The following is a 19,687-nucleotide window of genomic DNA, read 5'->3' as shown; positions in this document are numbered from 1 at the left end:
GTTGCCTTTGGCAGCACCTGTTCACTTTAGAAAAGGAATGAGGGACAAAGATGAAGATAAAAAAAGGCTGGTATGCATTATTTACCGCTCCATTGATGATTATGTTTTGCATTATAGTAATCATTCCGTTTTTCACGGGAATGGGTTATTCCCTTGTATCCTGGGATGGACTGGCAAAAAGTGAAAAGGTATTTGTAGGATTGTCCAACTATGCAAAGATTTTTTCGGATAAACAATTTCTGACATCATTAGTAAGAACAACATTATTTACATTAATTACTGTAGTAATTGTCAATGTACTGGCACTGGCATTTGCAGTATTGGTAACAACCAAACTGGAGGTGCGTAATGTGGCAAGAACCATGTTATTCTTACCATACCTGATTGGTGGATTGATTTTAGGTTATATCTGGCAGTACGTTCTTGGAGACGCAATGAGTACAATCGGAGATATGACCGGATTAACAAACATATTTTTTAACTGGCTTGTAAATAAGAAAATGGCTTTCTGTGCCATGATTGTAGTATCTACATGGCAGATGGCAGGATATATGATGATTGTATATATCGCAGGATTAGAAGCAATTTCCGATGATGTAATCGAAGCTGCAGAGGTTGACGGGGCAGGCTTCTGGAGAACTTTAATCAACATTAAGCTTCCGCTGATTATGTCATCCATTACAATATGTCTGTTCTTAACATTATCCAACTGTTTCAAGATTTATGATGTAAACGTTTCACTGACAGGCGGTGGACCAAACAACTCAACAGAAATGGTGTCCATGAATATTTTTAATGAAATCTTTACCAAGAGCCATTTCGGATATGGACAGGCAAAAGCAATCGTATTCTTTGTCATCATTGCATTGATTACATTAATTCAGGTTAAGATTACTGGCGATAAGGAGGTGTCAGCATAATGAAGAGAAAACCAGTTGGAAAAATAATCGTAAATATTCTGGTAATATTGTTGTGCTGCGTATGGTTGGTTCCGGTATATATGGTAATCGTAAATGCCTTCAAGAGCCGTGCAGAATTATATGAAAATATCTTCGCCTTTCCAAAACATTTTACACTGGAATATTTCCAGGGCGCTTTAAAGAAAATGGATTTTTTAATGGCATTTAAGAATTCCATCATCGTAACAGTAATTGCAGTAGGAATTATCGTATTACTGAGTGCTATGACAGCGTGGATGTTTGTCCGCTCTAATAATAAATTAAGTAAATTCTTATACGGACTTCTGATTCTTACCATGCTGATTCCGTTCCAGACCATTATGATGCCATTGATGCAGGAAATGAATCAGTTTGGGAAATTCTTCGGTATTCCGTTTAAAGATTCCTTAGGTGGATTAATCTTTATGTATGTAGGCTTTGGCGCCGGCATGGGTGTGTTCTTATTCCATGGATTTATCAAATCCTCCGTTCCGGTATCCTTAGAGGAAGCCGCAATTATTGATGGATGTAATACCTGGCAGCTATTCTGGAGAATTGTATTCCCAATTTTAAAATCCATTACCGTAACTGTAATTATTCTGGATGTTATCTGGATCTGGAACGACTACTTATTACCATCACTGACACTGACCAGTATCAAAAATAAGACCATTCCGCTGGCAATGTCACTGTTCTTTGGACAGTATACCATCGAGTGGAATATGGCAATGGCGGCACTGACATTTACCATTATTCCGGTTATCATTTTCTATCTGCTTTGCCAGAAACATATTATCAAAGGTGTAGCAGCCGGTGCAGTAAAGGGTTAAAGAGAGGGAGCGTATATGAGTAAAATTTATCAGGTAACAGGAATTGGATTAAATGAGAAGAGCCTGCAGCTGCAGGAAACAATTTTTCATAATGCCAATGGCTATATCGGAGTACGCGGCACCCTGGAAGAAGGCGTTCCAGCAGATTTCGACACCATGCGGGGCATGTATATTAATGGCTTTTATGATATTGCACCTATGAAGCAGGCAGAAAAACTTTGCAATCTCGTGGAAGACAAAGAGAGTATGTTAAATGTGGCAGATACCCAGACCATAGAGGTGTCCTTTGACGGGCAGAAATTTTCCATGGCGGATGACGCAGACTGCCGTTATGTAAGAACGCTGGATATGGAAAAAGGAATTACCAGACGTGAAGTAGACTGGAGCAACAAGGAAGGAAAGCAGCTTCATTTTAATATTACAAGAATGGCTTCCTTTGAAGAACGTTCCCTTTTTACCATTGATTATTGCTTCCAGTCCATTGATTTTTCCGGAACAGTAGAAATACATTCCAGACATTTAGGACTGGTCAGAAATTATTTTAATCCAAATGACCCAAGACTGGCAGGGGAAAGCCACAATCATTTGAAAAAAGAAGATGTTCACATATGCGAATCCGGTGCATGTCTCGTAAGTTCTACCATAGAGAGCCATCTTAAGGTGGCAAGTGCAGTGGCAAACATAGTCACTGTTAACCAGAAGCGCCAGCCATCAGAAGTAGTAACCTATGATGAGACCGCACATGCAATGGACGTAAGCTACCGCTTTGATATACGGCCGGGAGATGAAGTAAGAATCATAAAATACAGTATTTTTACAGATTCTATCCGGGAAGAGGATTGCAGAAAAGCCGCAGACGAGAAGCTTTCCAAAGTAGTGGAGCAGGGAATTGCTTCTTATTATAAAAAACAGCAGGAATATTTAAAAGAGTTCTGGAACAACTCTTCCATGGAAATCGTGGGAGACAGAGACTTAAATGAATCCCTCTGCTTTAATATGTATCAGCTTCTGCAGTCAGCCGGTTACGACGGATATTCCAGCATTGCGGCGAAAGGCTTAAGTGGTGAAGGCTACGAAGGACATTATTTCTGGGATACGGAAATGTTTATGGTACCGTATTTTGCCATGACCAATCCGGCAATCGCTAGAAAGCTTTTGGAATACCGCTATAAGACATTGGGAAAAGCCAAAGAAAATGCGGCTTTATTAGGACATAAAAAAGGTGCACTCTATCCATGGCGTACCATTACCGGCAAAGAATGTTCCGGTTATTTCCCATCCGGAACAGCCCAGTATCATATTGATGGAGATATTGCATACGCAGTTATTTTATATTATAAGACCAGCGGTGACTGGGAATTCATCAAGGAAATGGGTTTAAAGATTCTCTTAGAGACCAACCGGCTGTGGCTTGATGTAGGAAACTACTATAAAGACCGCTTTGTAATCAATGATGTAACCGGACCGGATGAATATACCTGTATTGTAAACAACAATTATTATACCAATGCCAGCGCAAAATACAGCATGCAGTGGTGTCTGAAATTTATCCAACGCCTGGCAGAGGAAAAGGATGCTTACCAGCAGTTTGTAAAAGAAAATGACCTGACAGAGGAAGAAATTCAGGCAATGAAGGAAGCGGAAGAAAAGATGTATCTTCCATATGATGAAACCCTTGGCATCAATCCGCAGGATGACTCCTTCTTGCAGAAACCAATCTGGGATTTAGAGCACACACCACAGGAAGAATTCCCTCTGTTACTGCATTATCATCCGTTACATTTATACCGTTATCAGGTATGTAAACAGGCAGATACAGTGTTAGCACATTATCTTTTTCCGGATTATCAGGACAAAGAAACAGAAGAGAACTCTTTCCGCTATTATGAGAAAATTACAACCCATGATTCATCCCTTTCCACCTGTGTATTCAGTATCATGGCATCCCGACTGGGCTTAAAGGATAAGGCATACTATTACTTTGGCGACTCTGCCAAGATGGACCTTTTGAATACCCACAAGAACAGCAAGGATGGAATACATGCAGCAAATATGGGTGGAAGCTATATGGCAATTGTCAATGGATTTGCCAGAGTGCAGGCAGAAGAGGACAAGCTTTTCTTAGCACCGGCTTTGCCAGAAAACTGGCAGGGTTATCATTTCCGTATCCGTTATCACGGAAGCCTCTTAGAGGTCAGCGTAAATAAAGAGACCTGCAGTATTGAACAGTTAGAAGGCACAGCCATTACCGTGGAATTATATGGAAAAGAGTATGTGTTAGAAGCAGCTAATCAGAAAGTGGAAGTACCATATCAGGAAAATTAAGAGAAAAATAAAAAGAAGGTGAAGCTATGAAATACAATATTATTCCGGTTCAGACGCCGAAGGCAACGGATGCAAGATTGTATACTTATATATTAGATAATTTTGAAGAAATCGACAGTAACCGCACCCGCCCGCTGGTACTTATCTGTCCGGGCGGAGGCTATGAATTTACCTCCGACCGGGAGGCAGAAGCGGTTGCAGTACAGTATATTGCCAGAGGATTTCATGCCTGCGTCCTGCGCTACAGCGTAGCTCCTGCAGAATTTCCCCAGTCCCTCTGCGAACTGGCATGGAGTGTGGCATATTTAAGAGAGCATGCAAAAGAATATGGCATTAAGCCGGATAAAATTATCGTATCCGGATTTTCCGCCGGCGGTCATCTGGCAGCAAGTCTTGGGGTCTTCTGGGATAAGGACTGGCTTGCAAAAGAAACAGGACTTACCGCAGAGCAGATGCGACCAAATGGATTACTGCTTTCTTATCCGGTAATTACATCTGGAACATATGCACATCACGGCAGCATTGAAAACCTGATGGGAACGAAAAAGAGCAAAGAATTAGAAGAGCTTTTAAGTCTGGAGCATCAGGTAGGAAAGCAGGTGCCGCCGGTGTTTATCTGGCATACCTTAACGGACCAGTCGGTGCCAATCCAGAATACACTGATGTTTACGGAAGCACTGGTAAAGAATCAGGTTTCCGTGGAAGCTCACATTTTCCCGGAAGGACTGCATGGACTTTCGCTTGCCAATGAAGAAACGCAGATTACGGAGACAGGATTCGGTATTCAGAAACGTTGTCAGGACTGGATAACATTAGCTGGAAAATGGGTGGCAGATTTGGAGGGATAAGATGAAATTTAAAGGAATTTTATTTGACCTGGATGGAGTACTGGTTCATACCGATAAGCTCCATTATCGTGCATGGAAGAAAATAGCTGATGAATGCGGCATTCTCTTTAATGAAGAGATTAACAATCTGCTGCGGGGTGTAAGCAGAATGGAAAGCCTTGAAATTATTTTAAGAAACTACCATGGACCGGCACTTTCCCAGAAAGAAAAGGAAGCACTGGCAGAAGAAAAAAATAATTACTATAAAGAAGAATTAAAGAGCATGACACCGGATGATGTAACAGGTGAAGTCCGGGAGACCTTAGCTGCATTAAAGGCAGCAGGCATAAAAGTTGCGATTGGTTCTTCCAGCAAGAATACCAAATTTATTTTAAAACAGGTAGGACTGGATGATGTATTTGATGCAGTTTCTGACGGCACCAATATTACAAAATCCAAACCTGACCCGGAAGTATTCTTAAAAGCGGCAGAGTATATCGGACTTCCACCAGAAGAGTGTCTGGTAGTTGAGGATGCAGTTGCCGGAATTGAAGCAGCAAAACGCGGTGGAATGAAGGCTGCCGGAATCGGAGATGCCGCTTTCTATGAGAAAACGGATTATCCGATGACAACATTTGCTGATCTTAAGGAAATTGCATTGTGATTTATTATACATATCCGGGTTTCCGGAATAAAGCACTGACCATAAGCTATGATGATGGCTTATGGTCAGATGTGCATTTACTGGAAATATTGAACCGCTATGGAATTCGGGGAACCTTCAACCTGAATTCTGGCTGTATGCAGGAAGAGAGAAGAATTGGAAAAGACAGGATAGCAGAGCTTTATAAGGGACATGAAGTTGCAACCCATGGCGTGGAACATCTGACCATAGCCCGCTGTCCTATGACAGATGTAGTAAAAGAAATATTAAACGACCGCGAGGCATTGGAAGAACTGACCGGAAAAATCGTCTGCGGTCATGCTTATCCGAATGGTTCCTACAGCCATGAAATAAAAACACTTCTTCCCTCCCTTGGCATCCATTATGCCAGAACAGCAACGGACAGCGGAAAATACACGCATCCGCAGGATTTCTATGAATGGAATCCTACCTGTCACCATAACAACAGACTGCTCGAACATGCGAAAGAATTTCTTGCCTTTGATCTGCCACAGTTCCAGTATCTTTTCTATGTCTGGGGACACAGCTATGAATTTGACCGGGATAAGAACTGGGATGTGATAGAAGAATTCTGCAAAATGACAGGCGGCAGGGAAGATATCTGGTATGCTACCAATGCAGAGGTCTGCCATTATCTTATGGCAGTAAAAAGCGTATATACCAGCGTGGATGAAAAAATATTATTTAACGGAAGCGGACAGGATATTTATCTTCTCCGCAACGGAGAGAAAATCTGCATTCACCCGGGCTTATATTCTGTTTAAAGTCATGGTAAATTGAGAAAAATTATGCTATAATTCATGCGTTACACTGACTTTACAGGTGGGATGAAGGGTGGAAAGGAGACATCCGAAAACCTGATTTTCATAATCTTCTCTCCGGATATGTTTTTCCCCCTCCATCCCACCGGAAAATAAGATAAAAGGGGAACACATAATGTTAGCAATGATTGAATCCATCAACAGTGCAGTGAATAATTTCATCTGGGGCGTTCCAGCCATGATCTGCATTATCGGGGTCGGACTTTATTTGAGTATCCGGACCAACTTTCTACAGATTCGTAAATTCCCATATGCGATGAAAATTACATTAGGGCGGATGCTCAAGAAAAGAGAAGCCTCTGACGGAGCACTGACTCCATTCCAGGCAGTCTGTACGGCACTGGCGGCAACAGTAGGAACCGGAAATGTAGCCGGCGTGGCAGGTGCGATAGCCATTGGTGGACCGGGAGCTGTATTCTGGATGTGGATATCCGCATTGCTGGGAATGTGTACCAAATTCTCGGAAGTAACCCTTGCGGTGCATTTCCGGGAAAGAAATAAAGAGGGCGATTACGTTGGCGGACCAATGTATTACATCAAAAATGGATTAAAGAAACACTGGCACTGGCTGGCATATCTGTTTTCTGCATTTGGTGTGCTGACGGTATTCGGAACCGGTAATGCCACACAGGTCAATACCATTACAACAGCAATTGATTCTGCATTATATAATTATAATCTACTCTCAGAAGATGGAGCAGCAACCTTAAATCTTGTTATCGGAATCGTACTGGCGGTTCTGATTGCACTGATTCTCCTGGGCGGAATCAAGAGAATCGGACAGGTGACAGAGAAACTGGTGCCATTTATGGCAATTATGTATATTCTGCTGGCAGTAGGTGTCGTAGTAGTACATATAGGAAGCATTCCGACCGTATTTTCTTCTATTATACGGGGCGCATTTGACCCGGCAGCCGTAACAGGCGGTGCAGTGGGAAGTTTCTTTATGAGTATGAAAAAAGGAGTATCCCGTGGAATCTTTTCCAATGAAGCAGGACTTGGTACCGGCTCTATTGCACATGCCTGTGCAGACACCAGAAAACCGGTAAAACAGGGCTTCTTTGGAATTTTTGAAGTATTTGTAGATACCATTGTAATCTGTACTTTAACTGCACTTGTCATTCTTTGCAGTGGAGTTCCGGTTGGATATGGTGCGGCAGCAGGCGCAGAACTTACCATCAGCGGATTTACTTCTGTATATGGCGGCTGGGTGTCTATTTTTACTGCAGTTGCCATGTGCTGTTTTGCATTTTCAACGATTATTGGCTGGGGACTTTACGGAACCCGCTGTATAGAATTCCTGTTTGGAAGCAGAGCCAATAAGCCATTTATGCTCCTTTATTCACTGGTTGCCATCGTGGGTGCAACTATGAATCTGGGACTGATGTGGAGTATAGCAGAGACCTTTAACGGACTTATGGTAATCCCGAACCTGATTGCCGTATTCTTATTGTCCGGTGTCGTGGTGAAGATGGTAAAAGATTATTTTGATGGCAAAGAAGAAGTAAGCCAATAAGAAATAAAGAAGCAGTCCGGCGAGGCAGCAGGTTATCTTTCATTAAAAGATGACCGGTTTTATTATATTCTGGTGCCGCTGCTGGAGCAGAAACGGGCGCAGGTGAAAATCCGGGTGGCAGCAAAACAGGACAGGGCGAATACCAGAGGACAGAAACGCTATCAGAATCTTGATTTCTGGATAAAAATACCACTGAAGTATGCCGGAACTTTCCCGGAAAGCATCGGATTACAGATAGAAAACCTGCTTTTATCCTACGAAAAGAAGATTCATGCCGGAAGCGAATTGTAAAACAGATAAAACAATGCTATAATACACTCTGTATATGTATGTGGTCGTAACAATTGTGTAAAAATATCCGCATTTATATAGGAGAAATTTATGAAGAAAAAAATCAAGCTGAAGGGTCATCTGAAAAATTATATGTACTGGCCGCTGATGCTTACTATTTTGCTGGCATGCATGAACGTGCCGATGTATTTTGTAAATGAAGGGGCAGCGTTACTGGTATCCATTTTCCTTGGGATTTATCTCATTGTTGTGGTGATATCTTATAATGTTAATAAACCGGTGCTGGTGAATGAGCTGATTAATTTTGCCACTCAGTACGGAACGGTGCAGAAGAAGCTGCTCAATGAATTCGAAATACCGTATGCACTTTTGGACTATAACGGAAAGGTTCTCTGGGTCAATGAGAAATTTACGGAGATTACAGGAAAGACCAAAAATTTCCATAAATCCATCACCAGCATTTTCCCGGGCATTACCAGAGAGCTGATTCAGCAGGAGCAGTTCGTGGAAGATGTAAATATGGTCTGGCAGGAGCATAATTTCCGTATTGAAATGAGCAAGATTTATTTTGAGGAAATGGCGGAAAACAGCAGCATTGTATCTATTGAAGAGGATGAACAGTATCTGACAGCGCTGTACCTTTTTGATGAGACAGAGCTTTATAATTACATCCGTGAAAATGAAGAACAGAAGCTGGTGGCAGGTCTTGTATACATAGACAACTATGACGAGGCGTTAGACAGTATTGAAGACGTAAAACGTTCTCTTTTAGTGGCATTGATTGACCGGAAGGTAAACCAGTATTTTACGAAAATGGATGCGCTGGTGCGTAAGATTGAGAAGGATAAATACTTTGTGGTATTCCAGCATAAATATCTTGCGGAGCTGCAGAGCGACCGGTTCAGCCTGATTGAAGATGTTAAGACTGTCAAAGTCGGAAATGAAATGGCGGTGACTTTAAGTATCGGAATCGGTGTCGGCGGTGATACTTATAATCAGAATTATGAATATTCCCGTATGGCAATCGACCTGGCACTGGGTCGGGGCGGCGACCAGGTGGTAGTCAAAGAGGGTGAAAATGTTGTCTACTATGGCGGTAACAGCAAGCAGGTAGAGAAGAACACCCGTGTAAAAGCAAGAGTCAAAGCCCATGCACTGCGGGAGATTATCGAGAGCCGTGAGCATGTTATGATTATGGGACATTCTATTTCCGATACAGACGCTTTTGGTGCGGCAATCGGAATCTACTGCGCCGCAAGAGTATTAGGAAAGAAAGCGCAGATTGTTTTAGACCAGGTAACTTCATCCCTTCGTCCATTGAAGGAAGGTTTTACCACAGAGAAGGGTTATCCGCCGGATATGTTTGTTTCCAGTGAACGTGCGCTGGAGCTGACGGATTATAACACACTGGTTATGGTGGTGGATGTAAACCGTCCGAGCCATACGGAGTGTCCGGGTCTTTTGAAGCGGACCGACAGTATCGTAGTATTTGACCATCACCGCCAGAGCAGTGAGGTCATTTCCAATCCGGTACTTTCCTATATTGAGCCGTATGCATCTTCTACCTGTGAAATGGTAGCAGAGGTGCTGCAGTATTTTACAGAAAATATCAAGCTGGCACCCCACGAAGCGGACTGTATTTATGCTGGAATCTTAATCGATACCAGCAACTTTATGACCAAGACCGGTGTCCGTACCTTTGAAGCAGCTGCTTATCTGAAACGCTGCGGAGCGGAAGTAACCCGTGTAAGAAAAATGCTTCGAAATGATATGGATGCTTACAAAGCCAGAGCAGAAGTGGTCCGCCATGCGGAAGTATACCGCGGTGCATTTGCCATTTCCATCTGTCCGGCAGATAAGATTGAAAGCCCTACCATCGTAGGAGCCCAGGCGGCAGATGAGCTGTTAAATATTGTCGGAATCAAAGCGTCCTTTGTATTAACCGAATATCAGGGCAAAATATATGTAAGTTCCCGTTCCATCGATGAAATCAATGTGCAGAAAATCATGGAACGTCTTGGGGGAGGCGGACATCTGAATATGGCAGGCTGCCAGCTTCGTGACTGTACCGTGTCCCAGGCACAACGCATCATAGAAGACACCATCGACGAAATGCTTGAGGAAGGAGATATAGAAGAATGAAAGTAATTTTATTAGCAGATGTAAAATCCCTTGGAAAAAAAGGTGAGGTAGTAAATGTAAGCGATGCATACGCAAGAAATCAGTTAATTCCGAAGAAATTGGGAGTTGAGGCAAACAGCAAGACCTTAAATGACTTAAAGCTGCAGAACAAACATGCAGATAAGGTTGCAGAAGAGAATTATCAGGCAGCATTAAAGCTGGCAGATGAGATAAAGTATAAGACCGTAGAAGTGAAAATGAAAGCCGGAGAAGGCGGAAGAACCTTTGGTTCTGTATCCACCAAAGAGATTTCCCAGGCAACGCATGATCAGCTGGGTCTTGAGTTAGACAAGAAGAAAATGCAGTTAAAAGAAGCCATCAAATCATTTGGTGTATATGAAGTGCCGGTTAAGGTTCATCCAAAGGTAACTGCAACATTACGTGTAAAAGTAACGGAAGAGTAGATTAGGAGGAACCTCCATGGAAGAGGCACTGGTAAAGCGGATTATGCCAAACAGTCTGGAAGCCGAGCAGTCAGTTATCGGTTCCATGATTATGGATAAAGAAGCAATTATGACAGCCGGGGAGATTCTCATCGAAGAGGATTTCTATCACAAGCAGTATGGAATTCTATTTGAATCCATGCTGGATTTGTTTAATGCAGGAGAACCGGTTGACCTGATTACATTGCAGAATAAGTTAAAAGAAAAGGATGTGCCGGCGGAAATCAGCAGCCTGGAATTTGTAAGAGACTTAGTAACATCTGTACCGACATCCGCCAATGTAAAATATTATGCCAATATCGTCAAAGAGAAGGCAGTTCTGCGTAAGCTCATTAAGACCACCCAGTCCATTGAAGATGAATGTTATCTTGGAAAAGAAAGTGTTGAAGACATTCTGGCAGATACCGAGAAGAGCATTTTTAATCTGGTGCAGAATCGTGGCGGCGGAGATTATGTCCCGATTAAGCAGGTCGTAATCAATGCACTGGATAAGATTGAAAAAGCATCCAAGCAAAAAGGCTCCGTAACCGGAATTGCTACCGGCTTCGTGGATCTGGATTACCAGATGGCAGGCTTGCAGCCTTCCGATTTGATTCTGATTGCAGCCCGTCCTTCCATGGGTAAAACGGCGTTTGTATTAAATATCGCACAGTATGTAGCCATTCATTCCCAGCAGACAACAGCAATATTCTCTCTGGAAATGAGTAAGGAACAGTTGGTAAACCGTATGTTTTCTCTGGAATCAAGAGTAGATGCCCAGAAGCTGCGTTCCGGTAATTTGACAGATGCAGACTGGGAAATGCTGATTGAAGGAGCAGGCAACGTAGGCCGTTCCAAATTAATCATTGATGATACGCCGGGTATTTCTATATCCGAGCTTAGAAGTAAATGCCGCAAATATAAATTAGAGCACGATTTGAAATTAATCATCATCGACTACTTACAGTTGATGTCCGGCTCCGGCAGACATTCCGAATCCCGTCAGCAGGAAATTTCAGATATTTCCCGTTCCTTAAAAGCGCTGGCCCGTGAGCTGAATGTGCCGGTAGTGGCACTGTCCCAGTTGAGTCGAGCCGTAGAACAGCGTCCTGACCATCGACCAATGTTATCCGACCTTCGAGAGTCCGGAGCTATCGAGCAGGATGCCGACGTTGTAATGTTCATTTACCGTGATGATTATTACAACAAGGACAGTGAAATGAAAGGAATCTCCGAAATCATCGTAGCCAAACAAAGAAACGGTCCTATCGGAACCGTCAACCTGGTATGGCTGCCTCAGTACACGAGATTTGCCAATATGGAGAAATAAACATTCCCGGGTGTTGCCTGATAGAGGTAGCATCTATTTCCGAAAAGATAGGACGTATAACAGCAATCAGTAATCTTGAAGCAAAACCGCACCTGAGAAAGAATAACAGAATAAAATCGATACATTCCTCTTTGAAAATTGAAGCCAATTCATTGACGTTTGGACAGGTTCGGGATGTAATTAACGGTAAGACTGTATTTGGTGAACAAAGAGAAATTCAGGAAGTAAAGAATGCCTATGCTGCTTATGAGCGTCTTTCAGAAATTAATCCTTATAACATTCGACAGTTAAAACAATTTCATGGAATTATGACAAAGTATCTTGTGGAGGAATCCGGTGAATTTCGTTCCGGTGAAGAAGGTGTCTTTAATGGAAATCAATGTATTTTCATGGCTCCACCGGCACAACTTGTACCACAGCTTATGGATGAGTTATTTACCTGGATGAAAGAAGCGAAGGATAATGTACATCCACTGATTTTAAGTAGTGTATTTCATTATGAATTTGTAGTTATCCACCCTTTTTTGGATGGCAATGGCAGAATGGCAAGACTGTGGCACACGGCTATTCTCTCTGACTGGAAACCGGTGTTTGAATATATTCCGATTGAAAGCCAGATTGAGAAGTTTCAGGATGAATATTACGATGCCATTTCCCGGTGCCACGTTGCGGGAGAGTCTACAATTTTTATTGAATTTATGCTGGCTCAAATTGATAAAATTCTGGATGATATTTCTGTTCAAATTAGTGAGAAAAATGAATATCTTCCGGAAGCAGTACAAAAATTGCTTGAAGCTATGGAATATGATGTTCCTTATACAAGCAAAGCGTTGATGGAAAAACTTGGATTAAGTTCGAAAGAGGGATTCCGAAGAAATTATCTTCATCCATCACTTAAAATGAATTTGATTCAGATGACGATACCGGATAAACCGAACAGCAGAAATCAAAGATATGTGAAAAGCTGATAATATGAGAAAACAAGCAAAGCAAGTTTCTTATAATTGTCAGGTATTTGGATTAAAGAATGTGCCTCGGCACATTCTCGCGCCTGCGGCGGTCGCTTGCGACATCTACCTTATACGCCGCAGTTCCCCACTACAATTCCCGTCCGCATTTCGGACAATACTGAAAGTCTTCTTCTGTCGTAAATCCACAGTAACTGCAATGCTTCATACGATTTTCATATCTACCAAAATGCAGGGTATCAAGCGGAATCTTTGTAACCTCTCCTCTGGCAATTGCCTTGCCTAAGTCGGCACTGATTTCGGTGGTGGCATTACAGCAATTCATGCGCACATAGTAGTGGCGGTTCCATTTAAACAGCGGAATAAAAAAGAAAGAAAAGAACATGTAAGTCATATACACTTCCAGATGTCCATATTTTCCGCAGCAATTACATATTTCTAACTGGTCAAAAGCCAGCTTTTTCTCACCATTTGAAATTCCCATAATAAAAAACATAAAGCAAAACCATCCTTCCTGCATCTTTTGTATACCATAACGCATTTTCCAGATTCCTGCAAATCCATTTTCCTTTATCAAAATCCCATTACCAGACGGAATATGAAGCTTTTCCCCACAGAATGGACAAAAATCATCCGGCGTAATATCTTTTAAATGTAACTGCCGGTGGCAGATAGGACAGCGGATGGTAAGAACACCGAAAATAATTGCACCGAAAGAAATAAAAATTTACCTAAAAAATCTCCACATAGGGCTTGACAAATACATAAAAAATATTATATCTAAAATATAGATTAGTTTTCTATATAGAGAGAAGGGGTGAGTGCATGAAAAATTATAATATTTTAATAGTATTTATTCTAATTTCAATTCTATCCGGTTGTGGTGGAAAAAACTATTTAGGAGAAAAAGTAGTGGTTTCTACAACAAATCTAAGGTTAATAGAAGACAATAATTCTTTTCTGGAACAGATTGGACAAATAATAGAATCCCAGCAAGAACAAGGTGAAGAATCAGAAGAAATAGAGAAAGAAGAGAATGCTGGTAAAGATGAAGATAGTTCTGTGGATAATATAATAGGATTATCAGATTCTATTCGTTTAAAACAGATGGGAATTGGTGAAGTCTTAAAAGAATGCGATAAAGTATTAAAGGACAGCTATTCGGTTTCTGATGATTGTCAGGTAATGGAAGGTGCATTTTATCTGGAGAAAGATGGAAACCTTCTGGGACGTTATGCTGCAAAGTCGGAATTCATTATTTTTGATAAAGTAAATGATAAAAAATATCAGATTTCATTGGATGGCATGGAAAAATCCGTTGAGATAAAGGAAATCAAAGAGTCTGAATCGGCAGATACCATGCAGGCTATGCCGTGGGATGCCGTACTGGAAATGGTAAATGCATTGGATTTTGATACGATAGCAGAGCCGGAAGATGATTACATTTTACTGAACCTTGCAGGAGCGGTAGAGGTCGGTTCCAATGGAATCAATCCGGCATCCGGCAAAAATAAGAAATTTTATGCCATCGAAAATGGGACCATGGTGAGTGCAGACCAGCAGATGATACGTGGAAAACAATATGCACTGGAGCTGACCGGAGCCACGAATGAAGATGGAAATGCATTGACAGCGGGCAGCCAGATTGTGGTAAAACATGTTGCAGGAGTCTTCCTGAAATGTCAATAATTGTGCGAACCATGCACAATATGTCGGAATAATACGATGGAAAATAATTGCACTGACAAAAGCCGCAGCGTTATAATTTTAAAGAAGAAGCAGTGGCAAAGGAGGAGCAATTATGGACAAGCAACGGTATATGATTTCAGATGCTGCAGCACTTGTAAATGTAGAATCCCATGTACTTAGATACTGGGAAGAAGAGTTAGAACTTACGGTACCCCGCAACGAAATGGGACACCGTTATTATACAAAAGAAAACATTGAGCAATTCATGAAGATAAAAGAATGGAAAGAGCAGGGTTATCAGTTAAAGGCAATCAAGCTTTTAATACATAATGGCGGCAGGGAAGATGCACCGGAGCTATTAGCGGCAACAGCAGCATCGGATCCGGCAAAGCAGACTCTTTCCACGGAGGTAGAGGACAACACAAGGCGGATGGAGCAGTTCCAGCATATGATGGCACAGATTGTAAAAGGCGCGATTGCCGAAAATAATCATGCATTGGGAAAAGAAGTCAGCGAACTGGTGCGGGATTATGTATTAAAAGAAATGAATTATCTGATGAGGGAACAGGATGAAGCGGAGGAAGAACGCTATAAGAAACTGGACGAGCTGATTCGTCAGAGCCTGAAGGCAAAGGGAAAGAAAGAGAAGAAGCTGTTTCATAAGAAACAGGAATGGAAACCGAATGAAGCATAGCCTCACAAATGAGGGCATAACTACGAGATTCTCGCGTAAAAAAAGAAGCTGTGTGGCGAAACCAACAGCTTCTTTTGAATTAAGTACGAAAATTATTCCTGGCTGATAGCTCCTGTAGGGCAAGCACCTGCACAAGTTCCACACTCGATGCAAGTATCAGCAGCGATTTCGTATTTTCCATCTCCTGCAGAGATAGCTCCAACTGGGCATTCACCTTCGCAAGTACCGCAGCTTACACATGAATCAGAAATTACATATGCCATTTTATCGTCCTCCTTTAAAAATAATAAACAATGTATAGGCTAGAATTCTAGCTTGCAATTATTTTAATACAAAAAATTATGATTTACAATACCTCTTCCGCATGTACTAAAGAAAAAGCAATCGTGTATATAATTACGGACAAAAGGGAAAACTAATTGCATATTTTATCGGGAGGGATTATAATAACACCATTGAAAATAAGAAGGAGGAAAAAATATGGCACAGATTAATAAGGATACCATGATTGGTGAATTACTTCAGATCGATGAGAATATTGCACCGATTCTTTTAAACATAGGAATGCATTGTTTAGGATGCCCATCTTCACAGATGGAGACAATTGAACAGGCAGCAATGGTTCATGGAATCGAGCCACAGTCTTTAGTTGATGAAATCAATGATTTCCTTGCAAAAGACGGCAAGTAAGAAATAGAGACAAATAAAAGACCAGAACAGTCCGATAATCGAATGCCTTAAGGCTTGAAGATATCGTGCGTTCTGGTCTTTTTTTTATAGTCGTGCATCCGTAAGAAGCTGTCAGTGACAGGTTCTGCAGATTATAATGATACAGAAATAGTGTGATAGAAAAAGTGAGTTTTGAAGTTAAAATATACAGGTAAGATTGTATAAAATATACAAATATTTATAATTCGTTTTGATAATAATTCATATTGACAGAAAAAATGAAAAATACTAAGCTTTTTATAGTTATTGAAAACAAGAGGAGAGGGAGTTATGATGACAAGAAAATTCTTAGTTGCGGTTATCGCTATATTTGATATTCAAAGTCTTGGATATCAAATTTCCCAGAATAAAATGATATAGAGAAATGTAAGCAGAGGATTCCGGTTCTTTAAGTAAAGAAAAGAGAATTCTATTTTGTGATATTTAAATTTATTTCCAAAATATTGGAAATTGACAAATGATGCAAGTCCGTTTGCTGTTTCTGTAAAAAATGAATCACAGGCGCGCAGCACATTCTCATACCATAACAATATCTGGAAGGTACACATCTTAAAGAATGGAAAGAACTTATATATATTGCAGGTGGGGTTAGCCCCACCTGCAAAAGGAGTAGATATGAAAATAAATAACTGTAAAAAAGTTATTAAAACAATTGCCTTTTATACAGTAGTAATAATATGCATAGCAATTTTATGGCAGCAGGCTCATCTGCCATATGAACGAACAGAATATCAGAAGATAGCGGAAAATGACACAGAAAAGGAACAGAGTTCAGTATCTTTTCCGGAAGAATATAAAAAAACAGTGAACGATAATTTTGCGTTTGATGCAAAGATAATTACAGGGGAAAATATTGATTATGAAAATTTATATGCATCAACAGCAAGCATTGTTTATCCGGATGCGGATAAGTGGAAAACAATGTTCTTAAAGGATAATTTAAACTATGAAGAAAGCTATTTTGAAACAGAAAGCCGAAATGGGGACAGGTTGAATGCTGAAGTTTACGATAATGAATTAGAGGGATTTTTACGTTTAGATGCCGAACAGGGACTTTACTGGAAAGAACCGTTAATGAGATATTTAGTGCAGGTACTGCATATGAATGGTGAATATGGGGCAGAGGATCCAATGGATAATGAGGCTGTATTTAGGGATGCAGATGATTTATCTGGTTTTGACAGAACGCAGGCGTGGGAAAGTGCATGTGAACAAATGAATCAGCTTGGAATAGAGGAAGGTAATTTACAATACAAGGAAAGTTATTGTATGCACATAGAAGATTTGGAGGAGCAGACGCAAAGATTATTAAAGGATGGCAGTTTATCTGCACAGGATGCAAAAGAAAGCTGGTCAAAGGACGAGGAGGGTTATTTATTCTATTTTTCTCAGACTTTACAGGGAATCGAAATTTTCCGGTATGAAAATATCAGGGATTATCCGGGAATGTATGGTGATATGCAGGTGTATGTAATGAAAGATGGATTAGGGGAACTTCAGATTCCTGTTTTATATTCCTGCAAATTAGAAAAAAAGAAGTTATCACTGGTTTCTTTTGATAAAATTGCAGAGGTTTTAGAAAAGAACTATGGAAGTGTTATTACGGAAGAACCAATAACTGTTCGGAAATGTCAGCTTGTAATGTATCCATTACAAAAGAAGAACGGGGTATATGATATGGTGCCGGTATGGATATGTCAGATTGGGAAATATCAGGGAGAAGGACGGAATGAATCATATAATTATATACCAATTAATGCTGTCACAGGAGAAGAGATGGTTGAACTGGAGGTAGAGTAGTAATATGCTGAAAAAATATTTAAAAATGGATTTATACAGGGTATTTACTTCAGCACCATTTTGGCTTGGAGTGATAGGTGTATATATTACGATGAATCTAATGGCGAAGGTTGGACAACCGGCAATAGATGTTATTAGCAGATATAAAGTTATGAAATTTCAGAGTGTTACAATTGCAATATTTGCATTTAGCAGCTTTGCATATGGAAATGCATTAAGAGAAGATCAGGAACATCATTTTTGGCAGAATGAAATTTTGCGTGGAGATTTAAAGAGTTATATATGGTCAAAAGTATTAAGCGGATTTCTGGCAGCAGATATTACTGTTTTCGCAGGACAGTTACTCTTTTTTCAGCAGGATAGTTTTTGGCATCCCCTGCTGATGTTAGAGGATGAATTTTTTACAGCAAATGGTGTCGATTTGCGTGGAAATTGTTTTGGATGGTTTGCAATGCATGGAATGCCAATATTATATTTGGTTTTTTCTGCAATTATATTTGGATTGTTAGGAGGCATTCTGTGTCTGGTATCCATGCTGCTGTCTCTATTGGCTAAGAATCAGATGTTTGCAATCTGCATTCCTATGGCTGGTTATTATTTTATAGTTACATATCTTGGCGTATTATTTCCGCAAGGTGGTATTTGGGATTGGAATTCTCTGTTTATGTTTTCTACAGATGTATTTGGAAATGCATGGATAAGTCTTGGATACATATTCTTAATGACAATACTTTGTGTTATCGTATTGGGTAATTTGATTGCAGCCAGAGTAACAAAAGAGATAAGGGGGGAAAGTATGTGAATTTGCAGTCAAAAATACAGAATCTTTATTGCAGAATGAAGTCCATGCGTTTTTTGACATTACTTATCATTTGGGGATTTATGGTAGATGATATGTTAAGACTCTACCGGAATCTTGCAATGGAATTGAACGTAAAAGACAGTTTTGCAATATTACCTTTTATTCAAAATGATGATTTCTTTATGAAGGTTGTACTTTTAAGTGTGTTATGTTTTTATTCGAATGCTCCATTTATGGAGAGAAATGAATTATATTTTGTACAGCGTATAGGAAAAAAGCGGTGGGGAAGTCGAAATATTTTTTATATTTTCGGAAGCAGTATTTTATTAGCTGTAATACTGGTATTATTAAGCATTTTATTGAACTTTCCGGCAGTTGATTTTAGCAATTCATGGGGAAGTCTGTACAGGACGGTTTCTGTTTATGGTATGGAAAAATATCAGATTCCGCTGATTGTGGATACAAAAGTAATGTCAGCATTTACACCCTACCAGATGATAGGGCATGTAATTTTAATGGATATATTAGCATTTGCAGTAATTGGAATGCTATTATATACATTGAGTCTTTATGTTAGAAGAGTAGGTGCATATATAGTCACTATTTTGCTTATTTTCTTTTCTACAATGGTAAACTATCTGGATGCCGGTGCAAAATTAGGACTTATATATTTTTCACCATTTTCATGGGAAAATGTGGGAAATTGGAGATATGGATATGATTTGAGTAAACCAAATTTTGTATATATCTATGTAGGTTATTTTCTGATTCTGTTTCTGCTGGTGGTTGCAGGTCAGAGACAGATTCAGAGAATAGACTGGATAAGCAGGGAGGAATAG

The 19,687-nt window shown here is 40.4% G+C and carries 20 protein-coding genes; 18 read left to right on the top strand and 2 right to left on the bottom strand.

Annotated features, from left to right (window positions below; genetic code table 11):
* The first annotated feature begins 50 nt into the window (after positions 1-50).
* The 12 genes from DWW33_RS10250 (at position 51) to DWW33_RS10195 (ending at position 13,134) form a co-directional block, all read left to right on the top strand.
* A complete protein-coding gene (locus DWW33_RS10250; protein WP_118639438.1) occupies positions 51-920 on the top strand; it encodes a carbohydrate ABC transporter permease in 870 nt (289 codons plus the stop codon).
* Positions 920-1,768 carry a carbohydrate ABC transporter permease gene (locus DWW33_RS10245; RefSeq protein ID WP_022242550.1) on the top strand — a complete coding sequence of 283 codons (849 nt, stop codon included), beginning with the start codon at positions 920-922 and terminating at the stop codon, positions 1,766-1,768. Before DWW33_RS10250 ends, DWW33_RS10245 begins: the two co-directional genes overlap by 1 nt.
* 15 nt (positions 1,769-1,783) lie before the next feature.
* Entirely contained in the window at positions 1,784-4,093 is a 2,310-nt protein-coding gene (locus tag DWW33_RS10240; RefSeq protein ID WP_118639437.1) for a glycoside hydrolase family 65 protein, read from the top strand.
* Between the two features lie 26 nt (positions 4,094-4,119).
* On the top strand, positions 4,120-4,941 hold the full coding sequence (locus DWW33_RS10235; RefSeq protein ID WP_118639436.1) for an alpha/beta hydrolase: 822 nt from the start codon (positions 4,120-4,122) through the stop codon (positions 4,939-4,941).
* Between the two features lies 1 nt (position 4,942).
* Positions 4,943-5,584, top strand: a complete 642-nt coding sequence (pgmB, locus tag DWW33_RS10230) for a beta-phosphoglucomutase (protein WP_118639435.1) — start codon at positions 4,943-4,945, stop codon at positions 5,582-5,584.
* Positions 5,581-6,369, top strand: coding sequence for a polysaccharide deacetylase family protein (locus tag DWW33_RS10225; protein WP_243088641.1), 789 nt, complete (start codon positions 5,581-5,583; stop codon positions 6,367-6,369). Before pgmB ends, DWW33_RS10225 begins: the two co-directional genes overlap by 4 nt.
* A 172-nt stretch (positions 6,370-6,541) precedes the next feature.
* On the top strand, positions 6,542-7,942 hold the full coding sequence (locus DWW33_RS10220; protein WP_117842215.1) for an alanine/glycine:cation symporter family protein: 1,401 nt from the start codon (positions 6,542-6,544) through the stop codon (positions 7,940-7,942).
* 114 nt (positions 7,943-8,056) lie between these two features.
* Complete coding sequence (locus tag DWW33_RS15700) at positions 8,057-8,233, top strand: hypothetical protein (protein WP_158577477.1); 177 nt, start codon at positions 8,057-8,059, stop codon at positions 8,231-8,233.
* Positions 8,234-8,323: 90 nt separating this feature from the next.
* Entirely contained in the window at positions 8,324-10,375 is a 2,052-nt protein-coding gene (locus DWW33_RS10210; RefSeq protein ID WP_022242557.1) for a DHH family phosphoesterase, read from the top strand.
* Positions 10,372-10,818, top strand: a complete 447-nt coding sequence (gene rplI / locus DWW33_RS10205) for a 50S ribosomal protein L9 (RefSeq protein WP_118639433.1) — start codon at positions 10,372-10,374, stop codon at positions 10,816-10,818. The genes DWW33_RS10210 and rplI overlap by 4 nt, the downstream gene beginning before the upstream one ends.
* Positions 10,819-10,834: 16 nt before the next feature.
* Positions 10,835-12,166: a replicative DNA helicase gene (dnaB, locus tag DWW33_RS10200; RefSeq protein ID WP_117699176.1), complete on the top strand. Its 1,332-nt coding sequence runs from the start codon at positions 10,835-10,837 to the stop codon at positions 12,164-12,166.
* Between the two features lie 152 nt (positions 12,167-12,318).
* Complete coding sequence (locus DWW33_RS10195; RefSeq protein ID WP_243088639.1) at positions 12,319-13,134, top strand: Fic family protein; 816 nt, start codon at positions 12,319-12,321, stop codon at positions 13,132-13,134.
* A gap of 130 nt (positions 13,135-13,264) precedes the next feature.
* Here the strand turns inward: DWW33_RS10195 and DWW33_RS10190 are convergent, their stop codons facing one another.
* Positions 13,265-13,630 (bottom strand): zinc ribbon domain-containing protein, encoded by a 366-nt coding sequence (locus tag DWW33_RS10190; protein WP_118639457.1) that lies wholly within the window; start codon positions 13,628-13,630, stop codon positions 13,265-13,267.
* 329 nt (positions 13,631-13,959) lie between these two features.
* Here DWW33_RS10190 and DWW33_RS10185 point away from each other — a divergent pair, with 329 nt between their 5' ends.
* Both DWW33_RS10185 and DWW33_RS10180 read left to right on the top strand, forming a co-directional pair.
* Positions 13,960-14,823, top strand: coding sequence for a hypothetical protein (locus DWW33_RS10185; protein ID WP_118639431.1), 864 nt, complete (start codon positions 13,960-13,962; stop codon positions 14,821-14,823).
* Positions 14,824-14,935: 112 nt separating this feature from the next.
* Entirely contained in the window at positions 14,936-15,517 is a 582-nt protein-coding gene (locus DWW33_RS10180) for a MerR family transcriptional regulator (RefSeq protein WP_118173603.1), read from the top strand.
* A gap of 92 nt (positions 15,518-15,609) precedes the next feature.
* Here the strand turns inward: DWW33_RS10180 and DWW33_RS10175 are convergent, their stop codons facing one another.
* Positions 15,610-15,780, bottom strand: a complete 171-nt coding sequence (locus tag DWW33_RS10175; protein ID WP_022242564.1) for a DUF362 domain-containing protein — start codon at positions 15,778-15,780, stop codon at positions 15,610-15,612.
* Positions 15,781-15,997: 217 nt separating this feature from the next.
* Here DWW33_RS10175 and DWW33_RS10170 point away from each other — a divergent pair, with 217 nt between their 5' ends.
* The 4 genes from DWW33_RS10170 (at position 15,998) to DWW33_RS10155 (ending at position 19,687) form a co-directional block, all read left to right on the top strand.
* A complete protein-coding gene (locus tag DWW33_RS10170; protein WP_117699346.1) occupies positions 15,998-16,207 on the top strand; it encodes a DUF1858 domain-containing protein in 210 nt (69 codons plus the stop codon).
* A 654-nt stretch (positions 16,208-16,861) separates the two neighbouring features.
* On the top strand, positions 16,862-18,046 hold the full coding sequence (locus DWW33_RS10165; protein ID WP_147404719.1) for a hypothetical protein: 1,185 nt from the start codon (positions 16,862-16,864) through the stop codon (positions 18,044-18,046).
* A gap of 4 nt (positions 18,047-18,050) precedes the next feature.
* On the top strand, positions 18,051-18,848 hold the full coding sequence (locus tag DWW33_RS10160) for a hypothetical protein (RefSeq protein WP_117947278.1): 798 nt from the start codon (positions 18,051-18,053) through the stop codon (positions 18,846-18,848).
* Positions 18,845-19,687: a hypothetical protein gene (locus tag DWW33_RS10155; protein ID WP_117698865.1), complete on the top strand. Its 843-nt coding sequence runs from the start codon at positions 18,845-18,847 to the stop codon at positions 19,685-19,687. Before DWW33_RS10160 ends, DWW33_RS10155 begins: the two co-directional genes overlap by 4 nt.

It is taken from the genome of Roseburia sp. AF15-21 (assembly GCF_003479505.1).
GTDB lineage: Bacteria > Bacillota > Clostridia > Lachnospirales > Lachnospiraceae > Roseburia_C > Roseburia_C amylophila.
Note: the sequence above shows the minus strand (reverse complement) of the source record. Positions and strands in the feature narration are given on the sequence as shown.

Excerpts from the sequence above, each read along its gene's own strand:
- DWW33_RS10180 (WP_118173603.1), top strand. The coding sequence starts at position 14,936 with ATGGACAAGCAACGGTATATGATTTCAGATGCTGCAGCACTTGTAAAT.
- DWW33_RS10210 (WP_022242557.1), top strand. The coding sequence starts at position 8,324 with ATGAAGAAAAAAATCAAGCTGAAGGGTCATCTGAAAAATTATATGTAC.
- DWW33_RS10245 (WP_022242550.1), top strand. The coding sequence starts at position 920 with ATGAAGAGAAAACCAGTTGGAAAAATAATCGTAAATATTCTGGTAATA.
- DWW33_RS10160 (WP_117947278.1), top strand. The coding sequence starts at position 18,051 with ATGCTGAAAAAATATTTAAAAATGGATTTATACAGGGTATTTACTTCA.
- DWW33_RS10170 (WP_117699346.1), top strand. The coding sequence starts at position 15,998 with ATGGCACAGATTAATAAGGATACCATGATTGGTGAATTACTTCAGATC.
- pgmB (WP_118639435.1), top strand. The coding sequence starts at position 4,943 with ATGAAATTTAAAGGAATTTTATTTGACCTGGATGGAGTACTGGTTCAT.
- DWW33_RS10185 (WP_118639431.1), top strand. The coding sequence starts at position 13,960 with ATGAAAAATTATAATATTTTAATAGTATTTATTCTAATTTCAATTCTA.
- DWW33_RS10235 (WP_118639436.1), top strand. The coding sequence starts at position 4,120 with ATGAAATACAATATTATTCCGGTTCAGACGCCGAAGGCAACGGATGCA.
- DWW33_RS10165 (WP_147404719.1), top strand. The coding sequence starts at position 16,862 with ATGAAAATAAATAACTGTAAAAAAGTTATTAAAACAATTGCCTTTTAT.
- DWW33_RS10175 (WP_022242564.1), bottom strand. The coding sequence starts at position 15,780 with ATGGCATATGTAATTTCTGATTCATGTGTAAGCTGCGGTACTTGCGAA.
- DWW33_RS10220 (WP_117842215.1), top strand. The coding sequence starts at position 6,542 with ATGTTAGCAATGATTGAATCCATCAACAGTGCAGTGAATAATTTCATC.
- DWW33_RS10240 (WP_118639437.1), top strand. The coding sequence starts at position 1,784 with ATGAGTAAAATTTATCAGGTAACAGGAATTGGATTAAATGAGAAGAGC.
- DWW33_RS10190 (WP_118639457.1), bottom strand. The coding sequence starts at position 13,630 with ATGTTTTTTATTATGGGAATTTCAAATGGTGAGAAAAAGCTGGCTTTT.
- DWW33_RS10250 (WP_118639438.1), top strand. The coding sequence starts at position 51 with ATGAAGATAAAAAAAGGCTGGTATGCATTATTTACCGCTCCATTGATG.
- dnaB (WP_117699176.1), top strand. The coding sequence starts at position 10,835 with ATGGAAGAGGCACTGGTAAAGCGGATTATGCCAAACAGTCTGGAAGCC.
- rplI (WP_118639433.1), top strand. The coding sequence starts at position 10,372 with ATGAAAGTAATTTTATTAGCAGATGTAAAATCCCTTGGAAAAAAAGGT.